This window comes from Pantoea sp. KPR_PJ, from assembly GCF_041386365.1.
Classification (GTDB): Bacteria; Pseudomonadota; Gammaproteobacteria; order Enterobacterales; family Enterobacteriaceae; genus Pantoea.
Map to the genome: position 1 here is coordinate 1 of NZ_JABMIK010000002.1, position 12,592 is coordinate 12,592.

A 12,592-nucleotide genomic window follows, 5' to 3' on the forward strand; every position below is an offset into this window, starting at 1 on the left:
CCGAGCGGCCAAAGGGAGCAGACTGTAAATCTGCCGTCACAGACTTCGAAGGTTCGAATCCTTCTCCCACCACCATCCTTGCATATATATCCTGATCGCCTCCCTGACTTTCTCTTTTCCGTGACGATATAAAGAAGAATGAGAAGCACCGCCCCAGGGTTCGGGTCGAGCATAGCGAGACAGCAGGCACTCTCCCCTCCCCCATGACTTTTTCATAAAAACTCGCTACCATCCGGCGCAACATTTGCGAACAGTGGTCTGTGCCATGAAATTTGTTTCATTTAACATCAACGGGTTGCGCGCCCGTCCTCACCAGCTTGAAGCCTTGGTCGCACAGCATCAGCCTGATGTGATCGGTCTTCAGGAAACCAAAGTTCACGACGATATGTTTCCTCTCGAAGAGGTGGCTAAGCTCGGCTATAACGTCTTCTACCATGGTCAGAAAGGCCATTACGGCGTGGCGCTTCTGACAAAAGCAGAGCCTGTCTCTGTACGGCGCGGTTTTCCCGGCGATGATGAAGATGCGCAACGTCGGCTGATCATGGCGGAAATTCCTAGCCCAATAGGTGATATCACCGTGATTAACGGCTACTTTCCTCAGGGAGAAAGCCGCGACCATCCCACTAAATTCCCGGCAAAGGAAAAGTTTTACCGCGACCTGCAGGACTATCTGGAACAGAGCCTGCCTGCGGATAAACCCGTATTAATCATGGGCGATATGAATATCAGCAGCACCGATCTGGATATTGGCATTGGGGAAGAGAGCCGCAAGCGCTGGCTGCGTACCGGCAAGTGCTCTTTCCTGCCGGAAGAGCGCGAGTGGATGGATCGCCTGCTGCAGTGGGGGCTGGTCGACACCTTCCGAGCGAAGAACCCCGACATCGACGATCGCTTTTCCTGGTTCGATTATCGCTCAAGGGGCTTCGATGATAACCGCGGGCTACGTATCGATCTTTTGCTGGCCAGCCAGCCGCTGGCTGAACGCTGCGTAGAAACCGGTATCGATTACGGCATACGCAGCATGGAAAAACCCTCCGACCATGCTCCCGTCTGGTCAACCTTCCAGCTGTGACGCTCAGGCGTGGCATTGCGCCACGCCGCTTACTTCACTATTTTCCAGATCAGAGGATGGGTGCCGAGCACCTTTTCGTCACGTGCACACTGCAGTAACACACCCTCAGATTTGACTATGGCGCCCTCGCTGTAGCTGCGATTATCAAAAATACAGCACAGCTGGCAGCCGGGCGCGCTGTTTTGCCCCTGCGTCCAGACGTCAGGTGGCATGTCGACGACCACATCCGCACTGGTGCCCGTGCTGTAACCCTGCTGCTGTGCGTGTTGTGGGCTGGCCAGCGCCGATCCGCTGATTACAGCCGCGACAAACCACAAGCCGGCGCAATAACGCATTATTCACTCTCCTTAACTTTTCGTTTTGTCGTCCGCCTGGGACGCTTTTTCTGCCCTGAAGTGGGCAGACCACGAAAGGCCATCGCGCTGGTCTGCTCACGCGCCTGATGGATAAGTCCCGTTAGCGTGCTGACCAGTGGCTGCATAAATTCATCGTAGCGGCACGCTTTTTCACTGATACGCGTCAAAGTCGATTCCCATTGCGCTGTCATGTCGGGGCGCGCCGCCATTTCTGGCAGCGAGTGAATCAGTGCTCGCCCTGCCTCCGTTGCATTGATATAGCGTCCCTTTTTCACCAGAAAGGCGCGACGAAACAGCAGCTCAATAATGCCCGCGCGCGTGGCCTCTGTCCCTAAACCATCGGTTGCACGCAGCACTTTCTTTAATTCTTTATCCTGCACAAAGCGGGCAATACCGGTCATTGCTGACAGCAGCGTGGCATCGGTAAACGGGCGCGGGGGCTGCGTCTGCTTTGCCAGCACCTCACCGCGTTCGCAAAGTAACTCGTCATCTTTTGCTACCACTGGCAACGGCGTGCCGTCGTTTTCTTCGTCACGCTCTTTGCTACCCAGCAGCGCGCGCCAGCCAGCTTCAGCAAGAAAGCGAGCCCTGGCAACGAATTTTCCGCCAGCAATATCCAGCTCAATCACGCATTTGCGAAAAATGGCGTCAGGGCAGAACTGCATCAGATACTGGCGCGCAATGAGCGCATAGACGTTCTGCTCATTATCCGTCAGGCGCACCGCACTGGCGCGTGCTGTTGGAATAATGGCGTGATGCGCATCAACTTTTTTGTCATCCCAGCAGCGGTTACGACGATCAACACTGAAATCCTCTGGCGGCGTCATCTCGCTGGCGTGCGCCTGAATCGCCTTCAACACAGCATGACGACCGGAAAAATGCTCCTCAGGCAGGTAACGGCAGTCAGAGCGGGGATAGGTAATGAGCTTATGGGTCTCATAGAGCTTCTGACAGGTATCCAGCACCGTTTGCGCGCTGAGCCCGTAACGCTTTGCTGCCTCAATCTGCAGGCTGGAGAGCGAGAATGGCAACGGCGCGCCCTCCCCCTCGCGCTTGTCGTTATAGCTGGTCACCAGAGCAGGCTGACCTGCGATACGGGCAACAACATGGTCTGCCAGCGCCCGGTGCAGCAATCGCCCCTCTTCATCCTGCCAGGGTTCACAGGCATCGCTGGGCACCCAGCTGGCCACGAAGCGTTGCTGGTCAGCGGTCACAATGTGCGCTTTTACTTCGAAATAATCTTTTGGGATGAAGTTTTCAATCTCTTCATCGCGGCGCACGACCAGCCCCAGCACTGGCGTTTGCACGCGCCCTACCGACAGCACACCGTCGTAACCGGCATTGCGGCCCAGCAGCGTCCAGGCACGCGTCATATTGATACCGTAGAGCCAGTCAGCGCGCGCGCGCGCCAGCGCCGAAACGCACAGCGGAATGAACTCACGGTTTTCGCGCAGGCGACTGACCGCGCGCTCAACGGCTTGCGGGTTGAGATCGTTAATCAGACAGCGCTGTACCCGACTGCGTTTTTCCGCTGGCAGCTGTAAATAGTCCAGCACTTCATCCACCAGTAGCTGCCCTTCACGATCCGGGTCGCCTGCGTGTACCACTTCGCTGGCCTGCTTCAGCAGTTTTTCTACCACTTTCAGCTGTTTCGCAACCGAAGGGCGCGGCTGCAGCTGCCATTTTTGCGGGATAATGGGCAGATCGGCCAATGACCAGCGCGCATAGCGGCTGTCATAGCTGTCCGGCTGCGCCTGCTCCAGCAAATGTCCGACACACCACGTCACTATCTGGTCGTCGCCGCAGGCAATAAAACCGTCACCGCGGCGATGAGGTTTGGGTAACACATCGGCAATCGCACGGCCAAGGCTGGGTTTTTCCGCTATAAACAAACGCATGGGTCAGAGAAATCCTTTACTTCAGGGTGAAAGTGCCGCGCGGCTGATGCATCTGCGGCGCAGCGCTATCTTAGTCGTTTCCCGTGAAGGAGGTAAGCACTGGCGGGCGACTTGTGGATCGGTCGCACAAGATCCATTCAACCCGCCAGGGTACCCTAAAAGAGAGGAATAATCTGCTAGAAATAGCTGACAAAAGGTGTGGTGTCGGGAGGGATAACCGTGGTGCTTGATTTAAGCTGCGGCGTGCCAAGGTAGAGAAAGCCGACGATCGCATCCTGCTCGCGGCAGTGAAAGGCGCTGCGCACGCGCGTATTATCGGTCCAGGGACCGCTGCGCCAGATGCCGTTAAAACCCTGTGCCAGTGCCGCCATCTGCATTGCCATTACTGCACATCCTGCCGATACCACCTGCTCCCAGCGAGGCACCTTTGGATGCGCCTCGCAGTGGGCAACAACGGTAATAATCATCGGCGCACGGAACGGTGAGCGCGCCGCTTTATCGATCGCTTTATCATCCAGCTGTGCCTCGCGCGCTGCCTCTTCCAGCAGGGCGCTCAGCCGGTCGCGCCCCTCATTTTCAACAATCACAAAACGCCAGGGCTGCAGGGTGCCGTGATCGGGCGCACGCATACCGGCCCGAATAATGTTCTGCAAGCTTTCACCGGCAGGGGCAGGGTCGGCCAGACGTGAAGCCGAGCGGCGATTGACCAGTAATTCAAGTGCATCCATGATTTTCTCCTGATGTCATAACGCGTTGGCTAATCCTGGCACAGCCTGATCTTTTGTAACAGTCCGCCACGATTTCCTGCTGACATTTATCACGCTGCTCTTTAGGATGAGCACGTCATGGAAGGCGTAGCCGTGCGGCGACCGCTTTCCGCTAGCGAATATGGAGAGTCTAATGCGCACATTGTGGCGAATGATTGCCGGTCTGTTCCGATGGACATGGCGAGTGCTGAATTTTATCAGGGAATTTATTCTTAACCTCTTCCTGATCTTTTTGATTCTGGTGGGCGTCGGCATCTGGCTACAGGTCAGCGGTTCCGGCAACAGTACCCCGGTGCAGCAAGGCGCACTGAAAGTGGATCTGACCGGTGTGCTGGTAGACAAGCCTTCAGTCAGCAACAGGCTGAGTAAGCTGGGCCGTCAGCTGCTGGGGGCAAGCAGCGATCGCCTGCAGGAGAATTCACTGTTTGATGTGGTCGACGCTATCCGTCAGGCAAAAAGTGATAAAAACATTACCGGCATGGTACTGGATTTACGCGATTTTGCCGGTGGCGATCAGCCCTCCCTGCAGTATGTCGGTAAAGCGCTGCGCGAGTTTCGTGACAGTGGCAAGCCTGTTTTTGCACTGGGCGACAGCTACAGCCAGGCACAATATTATCTGGCCAGCTACGCCAGCAAAATTTATCTTTCTCCGCAGGGTACCGTTGATTTGCACGGCTTCGCCACCAACGGCCTCTACTACAAAACCCTGCTGGATAAGCTGAAGGTCAACTCCCACGTCTTCCGCGTCGGCACCTATAAATCGGCGGTTGAACCCTTCCTGCGTGACGATATGTCGCAGGCTGCACGCGACGCCGACAGCCGCTGGGTGGGCCAGCTATGGCAAAACTATCTCAATACCGTGGCAGCTAACCGTCAGATTACGCCTAATCAGCTGTTTCCCGGCGCAGCCGCAATCATCGCTGGTCTCCAGGCGGTAGGGGGCGATACCGCTCAGTATGCGCTGAACAATAAGCTGGTTGATGTGCTGGATAGCCGGGCGGCGGCTGATAAAGAGCTGGTGAAAACGTTCGGCTGGGACAAAGCCAGCAACGATTATCACAGCGTCAGCATCTATGACTACAATGTGAAACAGCCTACACATCAGGATGGCAATATCGCGGTCATTATGGCCAGCGGTGCCATTATGGATGGAGAAGAGACGCCGGGTAATGTCGGTGGCGATACTACGGCATCCCAGATCCGCGATGCACGTCTTGACGCCAAAATCAAAGCGATCATCCTGCGCGTTAACAGCCCTGGCGGCAGCGTAACGGCGTCTGAGGCTATCCGTGAAGAGCTGGCTGCCGCACACGCCGCCGGCAAGCCGGTTGTGGTCTCGATGGGCGGTATGGCCGCTTCAGGAGGATACTGGATTTCCACCCCGGCAGACTACATTGTTGCTAACCCCAGCACCCTTACCGGCTCCATTGGCATCTTTGGTGTTATCAATACGCTGGAGAACAGCCTGGACAGCATTGGCGTACATACCGATGGCGTGGCGACGTCACCGCTGGCGGATGTGGCCTCTACCAAGGCACTGCCAGCGGAAGTGCAGCAGTTGATGCAGCTGACGATTGAAAACGGCTACCGTAACTTTGTTGGCCTGGTCGCTGCCTCTCGTCATAAAACGCCGGAAGAGATCGACGCCATCGCGCAGGGTCACGTCTGGACCGGTACTGATGCCAAAGCTAATGGCCTGGTTGATGCACTGGGCGATTTTGACGATGCAGTTAAAAAAGCGGGCGAGCTGGCGAAAGTGGCCCATCCTGAGCTGACCTGGTATCAGGATCAGCCTGGCGTATTCGATATGCTACTGGGTCAGGTCAGCGCCTCTGCGCAGGCTCTCTTGCCGTCAGCACTAAAAGCCTGGCTTCCGGCCCCCGCAGTTGACATGGCGGAGGCGCTAAAACAGCAGCCCGGTTTGCTGAATACGCTTAACGATCCGCAAAACCGCTACGCATTCTGCCTGAACTGCGGCAAAGTGCGATAAAGCTCGCAGCCCGGTCATCGATCGGGCTGCTTTTCCCCTGCTTTCCCCTTATACTGCGCGTTTTACGGCAAGTCTGAGTTTCTGATGCAAAAGAAAAATATCTATGTTGCCTATACTGGCGGCACCATCGGTATGCAGCGTTCTGCACAAGGTTACATACCGGTTTCAGGTCATCTTCAGCAGCAGCTGGCAAACATGCCTGAATTTCACCGGCCTGAAATGCCGGATTTTACGATTCATGAATACCATCCGCTGATCGACTCATCCGATATGACGCCTGAAGACTGGCAGTCTATCGCTGAAGATATTCGACAAAATTATGATCGGTACGATGGTTTTGTTATCCTGCATGGAACCGATACCATGGCGTTCACCGCCTCGGCATTGTCGTTTATGCTGGAGAATCTGGCAAAGCCGGTTATCGTCACGGGTTCACAGATCCCGCTGGCTGAACTGCGCTCTGATGGTCAGCAGAATCTGCTGAATGCGCTTTACGTCGCGGCAAATTATCCGATTAACGAGGTAACGCTGTTTTTCAATAACCAGCTCTATCGCGGCAACCGGACGACGAAGGCACATGCAGATGGCTTTAACGCGTTTGCATCGCCTAACCTTTCCGCTTTGCTGGAAGCGGGTATTCATATTCGCCGTCTGAACACACCGCCTGCTCCTCAGGGCAACGGTCCGTTAAAGGTGCACACCATTACCCCGCAACCTATCGGCGTCGTGACAATCTACCCCGGCATTTCAGCGGACGTGGTGCGCAACTTTCTGCGTCAGCCGGTAAAAGCCCTGATTCTGCGCTCCTATGGCGTAGGCAACGCGCCACAGAACCGTGAGTTTCTGGCGGAGCTACAGCAGGCCAGCGATCGCGGGATAGTGGTGGTGAATCTCACCCAGTGTATCTCAGGCAAGGTCAATATGGGCGGCTATGCCACCGGTAACGCGCTGGAACATGCGGGCGTGATCAGTGGATTTGACCTCACAGTGGAAGCTGCACTCACCAAGCTTCACTTTTTGCTGAGTCAGGCGCTCTCCTGTGACCAGATTCGCACCAGGATGCAACAAAACCTGCGCGGTGAACTGACTGAAGACTAAAAACGGAGAAACCTGTTATGAAGCAGGCCCTCATCATCATTGATATACAGAACGACTTCTGTCCGGGCGGCCCAATGGCGGTTCATGAAGGCGATATGACCGTACCGGTTGCTAACCGTTACGCCAGAGAATTTCGCGCACGCGGCGAATGCGTGGTAGCGCTACAGGACTGGCATCCTGCCAATCATGGAAGTTTTGCTTCCGTTTCAGGTGAGCCTGTCTATACGCTGGGAGAGCTTAACGGACTGGCGCAAATCTGGTGGCCGGATCACGGTATTCAGGGATCGGCCGGTGCCGAACTGCATCCCGGTCTGGATCGCAGCCTTATCGACGCCATCTTTCATAAAGGTCAGGACGTGGACGTCGACAGCTACAGCGCCTTCTTCGATAATGGCCATCGTCGTAAAACCGAGCTGGACAGCTGGCTTCAGGCGCGCGGCATCACGCATCTGGTGATGCTCGGTATCGCAACGGACTACTGTGTTAAATACAGCGTACTTGACGCGCTGGAGTTAGGCTATCAGGTGACGGTAGTCAGCGAGGGTTGTCGCGGTGTTAATCTGAACCCGGACGACAGTGAGATTGCCTTTGCTCAGATGAAGGCGCAAGGCGCCGTTATCGCGTGAGTAAGACAAGAAAAAGGCCGACATGCTGTCGGCCTTTTTCTTTAGTGCAGATTGATGCGTGTCACCTCTGAATCGATGCCAAACTCTTCCTTTAGCTCTCTTTTCGATTTGGTCACCATCTCTCCCCCTTTGCCAATGGTCATATGCTGGGGAGTCTCGTTATGGCGCGCCTGATATAACATCACCAGCTGCATGCAGTTGTCACGCTGCGCCTGCGTCAGGGCCACGCCATCCGGCCATTTACCGGTCTCCACCGCCGTCGCCAGCCGTTCATACACGTCCGGTGTCATTGCCTCAACCATGGCTTCAAGTTGCTGTTTCATCGCTTACCCCTGCGTTTCTTCGCCCTGCTCATCCGTAAAACTCAGCGAAGCTGAATTAACGCAATAGCGCTCGCCCGTAGGCTGAGGACCGTCCGGAAAAACATGCCCCAGATGCGCGTCGCAGCTGTTACAGCGGATTTCGACACGGTGCATGCCGTGGGAATTATCTTCCAGATAGCGAATAGCCTCATCGCTGACGGGCTGATAAAAGCTTGGCCAGCCGCAGCCCGAGTCATATTTGGTTTCTGAAAGAAACAGTGGCGCATTACAGACCAGACAGTGATAGATACCTTCCTGCTTGTTATGCAAAAGCGCGCCGCTGAAAGGCGGTTCAGTGCCATGATGCTGAGTAACATAACGCTGCATTTCAGACAACTGCGCAATTTTTGCTTCGGATGCGGTTTCTTTAGCCATTTGAGTGGTCCCGGAGAGTGTCATTCTGAAAAAATCGACTAATATTCTAACAAACGAATAACATTAACGGGATTTTTTTCGTGCTCAGTTGTCTGACTTTCCTCTCACAGCGCAGAATTGTGACCCTGATCACCTTTTGCTAATGGTATCCCTTTATATTCAGCAGTCGGGTTTGTGCATGGTTTTAACACGCCTGTTGCGCAAGCGGTTGCGCAACAAATTATTCCTGTTGAGCGGATTGACCTGTCGCAACTATTGACACGATTCCGCTTGACGCCTGGTAAGGTTTTTGTAATTTTACAGCCAACCTTTTATTCACTAACAAATAGCTGGTGGAATATATGACTATCAAAGTAGGTATCAACGGTTTTGGTCGTATCGGCCGTATCGTCTTCCGTGCTGCTCAGCAGCGTTCTGACATCGAAATCGTTGCGATTAACGATCTGTTAGACGCCGACTACATGGCTTACATGCTGAAGTACGATTCAACGCACGGCCGCTTCGACGGCACCGTTGAAGTTCAGGACGGCGCGCTGATCGTTAACGGTAAAAAAATCCGTGTTACCTCTGAGAAAGACCCGGCTAACCTGAAGTGGGATGAAGTAGGTGTTGACGTGGTTGCTGAAGCAACCGGTATCTTCCTGACCGACGAAACCGCACGCAAACACATCACCGCAGGCGCTAAAAAAGTTGTGCTGACTGGCCCGTCTAAAGACGATACGCCGATGTTCGTGCGCGGCGCTAACTTTGACAAATATGCTGGCCAGGACATCGTCTCTAACGCCTCCTGCACCACCAACTGCCTGGCACCGCTGGCAAAAGTTATCAACGACAAATTCGGCATCGTCGAAGGTCTGATGACTACCGTTCACGCAACCACTGCGACCCAGAAAACCGTTGATGGCCCGTCTCACAAAGACTGGCGCGGCGGCCGCGGCGCATCTCAGAACATCATTCCGTCTTCTACCGGCGCAGCAAAAGCGGTCGGCAAAGTTCTGCCAGAGCTGAACGGTAAACTGACCGGTATGGCGTTCCGCGTACCGACCCCGAACGTTTCTGTGGTTGACCTGACCGTTCGTCTGGAAAAAGCAGCATCATACAAAGAGATTTGTGAAGCGATTAAAGCAGCTGCTGAAGGCGAAATGAAAGACGTGCTGGGCTATGTTGAAGATGACGTGGTGTCTACCGACTTCAACGGCGAAGTGCTGACCTCTGTGTTCGATGCTAAAGCAGGCATCGCGCTGAACGATAACTTCGTTAAACTGGTTTCCTGGTACGATAACGAAACTGGCTACTCAAACAAAGTACTCGACCTGATCGCGCTGGTTGCTAAATAAGCACACCGGTTATGACAGGCAACAAGGGCGACTTCGGTCGCCCTTTTTTTCGTGACAACAGGAAGGATTCGGTGATGCAGGATAAAATCTTCTCTCTGCCCGTAGTGAAGCAAATCTCCCCCTATCTGTCGCAGCGACAGCTGGGCGATCTGCCGGTGATTGTGGTAAGCCATCCCCAGCTGCGCGCGGCAGTTACGCTTCAGGGGGCGCATCTTATCGCGTGGCAGCCAAGCGGAGAAAAGCCGGTTATCTGGCTAAGCGAAAAATCACTCTTCTCTGCTGGCAAAGCGATTCGCGGCGGTGTCCCAGTCTGCTGGCCGTGGTTTGGTCCGCAAGGCGAACCGGCGCACGGTTTCGCCCGAAACCAGCCCTGGACACTTTCGGCGCACGATGAGAATGACGAGAGCGTGATGCTGACATTTGTGCTGGAAAGTTCTGCCCAGACAAAAAAACTCTGGCCGCATGATTTCACGCTTTTTGCTCGTTTTCGCCTTGGCAGACACTGTGAAATTGAACTGGAAGCGCACGGCAACTTTAGTGCCACTGGTGCTCTGCACAGCTATTTCCAGGTTGCCGATATTGCGGGTGTAGAGGTAAGCGGTCTGGGCGAGCACTTTATCGATAAAGTTGATAACAACCGCGAAGGCCGCGCAAGCGAAAACCAGACCTATCCGGGTCGCATCGATCGCATTTTTACCCAGCCTGAGGCCTGTTCATTAATCCATGATAAACAGGGGCAGCGCACCATCGAAGTTTACCACCATCACCAGAGTGATGTGGTGACATGGAACCCTGGCGTTGAGCTCTCTTGCAGCATGGCGGATATGCCCAACGACGGTTATAAAACCATGGTCTGTGTGGAAACGGCGCGGATCGCTAAGCCAATGGTGAGTGCAGGCGAAAAACCGGCGCGTCTGGCGACGACTTTCCGCCTGCGGCAGAAAGCGTAGCGACTCTCTGACCTGTCGCCGCTGGGGGCTGTCGTGAATGCATTCTAAACGACATCCAGCGGCTGCTTGCTCTGCGGCGGCGGAAAGGCCCGATTGATCCGGGCCAGCTCATCGTCGCTCAGTCTGATCTGCAGTGCAGCAGCATTCTCTCTGACGTGTGCCTGTGAACTCGCTTTAGGGATGGCAATAATGCCCTCTTTACGTATCACCCAGGCGAGTAGCAACTGCGCTACGCTAATGCCCTTCTGCTGTGCAATCTCCACCAGCGTTACGTGGGTAAAGAGCGTCTGACGCAGCCTGCCCGCTTGTGCCAGTGGACAATAGGCCATTACCGGCATCTGGCGCTGCTGGCATTCAGGCAGCAAATCATACTCGATACCGCGTGAAGCCAGGTGATAGAGAACCTGATTGGTTGCACATTGATTGCCACCCGGCTCGCTCAGAAGCTCCTGCAAATCGTCGACATCAAAATTTGAGACGCCCCAGCGCAGGATTTTGCCCTGCTGCTGAAGTTTCTCCATCGCACGAATCGTCTCTTCCAGTGGCACATTCCCTCGCCAGTGAAGCAGATAGAGATCAAGGCGGTCGGTACCCAGTCGATGCAGGCTGCGCTCACATGCCTCAACCGCATCTACCTCGCCAGCATTCCAGGGATAAACTTTTGAGACCACAAAGGCGCGGTCGCGGCGTCCACGCAGCGCTTCCCCCACGACTTCTTCAGCTCCGCCTTCAGCGTACATTTCTGCTGTATCGATCAGCGTCAGTCCGCAGTCCAGCCCCGCCTGTAGCGCTGCCACCTCTTCCTGACGGCGCAAAGCATCCTCACCCATAAACCAGGTGCCCTGACCTACTGCGGGTAGTGTCACGCTATCGTCAAACGCGATCAGCTTTTCCATCGGTGTGCTCCTGCAACAAATTAGGGCACCATTTTGGTGCTGAGGTTAAAAAATTGCCCGGTCAGCGAATGGATCAGAAGGTATAACTGAACCCTGTCCAGAGCGTCGTCTGACCACTCTTATCAATCATCGGGCTGTCTTTGATTTCACTGTCAAAGCGGGTATAGCGTCCGACCAGGCTGACATTCCACTGTGGCGCAACCTGATAACTCGCGCTTAACTCCACATAGGGAGACCAGCTGTCGTCAGGCTGATAACGGCTGATGCCAGTGCGCGCCGCTTCATGGCTTGATACACCATAGTAGTAGCGGTTCTGATTCGCGCTATTCCACATAGCACCAATGCCTGGCGTCAGGCTAAAGTCGCCAAATTTAAAGCGGTAGAGGTAGGTTAAATCCCAGATAATGCCGTTACTGTTGTTTAGCACATCGCCCAGCAGCGCGGTACGCAGGATGCCCCAGTCAGCCATATGGCTGTAGGTTGCCCCTCCCATCAACGTCATGCGACGCTTGTCGAGACCTTTCATATCGCCCAGGTCATTATCGTCCGGATCGTACTGCTGCGGTGAACCAAGCAGCGTTAAAGAGAGTTGGTTTTCTGGATCCTTCCAGAGGTAATAGCCGCCCTGCAAACTGCGGAACCAGAAATTTTCACCCTCATAGTTGATGACAGGGATCGGCAGATAACGATCCTGCCCTCCCCGGTAGGGAGACTGGGCATAGATCACTGATGCACCAACAGAGAGCGATTCGGCAGCAGCAGTATTAGCGAAAAAAATACAAGGAATAATGGCGGTAAGCGCTTTAAGTTTGAATTGGTTCACAATTAATTTCTTCCATAAATATAAGAATCACCAGGAAGTTTA

General features: G+C 54.5%; 13 protein-coding genes. 6 read left to right on the forward strand and 7 right to left on the reverse strand.

The features are described 5' to 3' along the window. Positions 1-265: 265 nt before the first annotated feature. Positions 266-1,072 (forward strand): exodeoxyribonuclease III, encoded by an 807-nt coding sequence (gene xthA / locus HP564_RS04650; RefSeq protein WP_371240703.1) that lies wholly within the window; start codon positions 266-268, stop codon positions 1,070-1,072. 29 nt (positions 1,073-1,101) lie between these two features. On the opposite strand, the gene HP564_RS04655 is transcribed toward xthA, so the two are convergent. The 3 genes from HP564_RS04655 to HP564_RS04665 all read right to left on the reverse strand — a co-directional run bounded on the left by HP564_RS04655 (position 1,102) and on the right by HP564_RS04665 (position 4,054). After that, complete coding sequence (locus tag HP564_RS04655) at positions 1,102-1,407, reverse strand: DUF1496 domain-containing protein (protein WP_371240705.1); 306 nt, start codon at positions 1,405-1,407, stop codon at positions 1,102-1,104. After that, positions 1,407-3,326, reverse strand: a complete 1,920-nt coding sequence (locus HP564_RS04660) for a DNA topoisomerase III (RefSeq protein ID WP_371240708.1) — start codon at positions 3,324-3,326, stop codon at positions 1,407-1,409. Before HP564_RS04660 ends, HP564_RS04655 begins: the two co-directional genes overlap by 1 nt. Positions 3,327-3,502: 176 nt before the next feature. After that, on the reverse strand, positions 3,503-4,054 hold the full coding sequence (locus HP564_RS04665; RefSeq protein ID WP_371240710.1) for an NAD(P)H nitroreductase: 552 nt from the start codon (positions 4,052-4,054) through the stop codon (positions 3,503-3,505). Positions 4,055-4,226: 172 nt separating this feature from the next. Here HP564_RS04665 and sppA point away from each other — a divergent pair, with 172 nt between their 5' ends. The 3 genes from sppA to pncA all read left to right on the forward strand — a co-directional run bounded on the left by sppA (position 4,227) and on the right by pncA (position 7,807). Further along, the gene (gene sppA, locus HP564_RS04670) at positions 4,227-6,083 is read left to right on the forward strand and encodes a signal peptide peptidase SppA (protein WP_371240712.1); all 1,857 of its coding nucleotides are present in this window, start codon (positions 4,227-4,229) and stop codon (positions 6,081-6,083) included. An 84-nt stretch (positions 6,084-6,167) separates the two neighbouring features. Further along, on the forward strand, positions 6,168-7,181 hold the full coding sequence (ansA, locus tag HP564_RS04675) for an asparaginase (RefSeq protein ID WP_371240714.1): 1,014 nt from the start codon (positions 6,168-6,170) through the stop codon (positions 7,179-7,181). A 17-nt stretch (positions 7,182-7,198) separates the two neighbouring features. Further along, positions 7,199-7,807 carry a bifunctional nicotinamidase/pyrazinamidase gene (gene pncA / locus HP564_RS04680; RefSeq protein ID WP_371240716.1) on the forward strand — a complete coding sequence of 203 codons (609 nt, stop codon included), beginning with the start codon at positions 7,199-7,201 and terminating at the stop codon, positions 7,805-7,807. 41 nt (positions 7,808-7,848) lie between these two features. On the opposite strand, the gene HP564_RS04685 is transcribed toward pncA, so the two are convergent. Together HP564_RS04685 and msrB are read right to left on the reverse strand one after the other, a co-directional pair. Next, positions 7,849-8,130 carry a YeaC family protein gene (locus HP564_RS04685; RefSeq protein WP_371240718.1) on the reverse strand — a complete coding sequence of 94 codons (282 nt, stop codon included), beginning with the start codon at positions 8,128-8,130 and terminating at the stop codon, positions 7,849-7,851. Positions 8,131-8,133: 3 nt separating this feature from the next. Then, entirely contained in the window at positions 8,134-8,544 is a 411-nt protein-coding gene (msrB, locus tag HP564_RS04690; RefSeq protein ID WP_371240720.1) for a peptide-methionine (R)-S-oxide reductase MsrB, read from the reverse strand. Between the two features lie 341 nt (positions 8,545-8,885). Between msrB and gapA the strand changes: the two genes are divergently transcribed. Further along, a complete protein-coding gene (gene gapA, locus HP564_RS04695) occupies positions 8,886-9,881 on the forward strand; it encodes a glyceraldehyde-3-phosphate dehydrogenase (protein WP_371240722.1) in 996 nt (331 codons plus the stop codon). A 74-nt stretch (positions 9,882-9,955) separates the two neighbouring features. After that, entirely contained in the window at positions 9,956-10,831 is an 876-nt protein-coding gene (locus tag HP564_RS04700) for a D-hexose-6-phosphate mutarotase (RefSeq protein WP_371240725.1), read from the forward strand. Between the two features lie 44 nt (positions 10,832-10,875). Here HP564_RS04700 and HP564_RS04705 read toward each other — a convergent pair whose 3' ends face one another. Then, complete coding sequence (locus HP564_RS04705; RefSeq protein WP_371240727.1) at positions 10,876-11,727, reverse strand: aldo/keto reductase; 852 nt, start codon at positions 11,725-11,727, stop codon at positions 10,876-10,878. Positions 11,728-11,800: 73 nt separating this feature from the next. Next, on the reverse strand, positions 11,801-12,550 hold the full coding sequence (locus HP564_RS04710; RefSeq protein WP_371240729.1) for a MipA/OmpV family protein: 750 nt from the start codon (positions 12,548-12,550) through the stop codon (positions 11,801-11,803). Positions 12,551-12,592 lie beyond the last annotated feature (42 nt).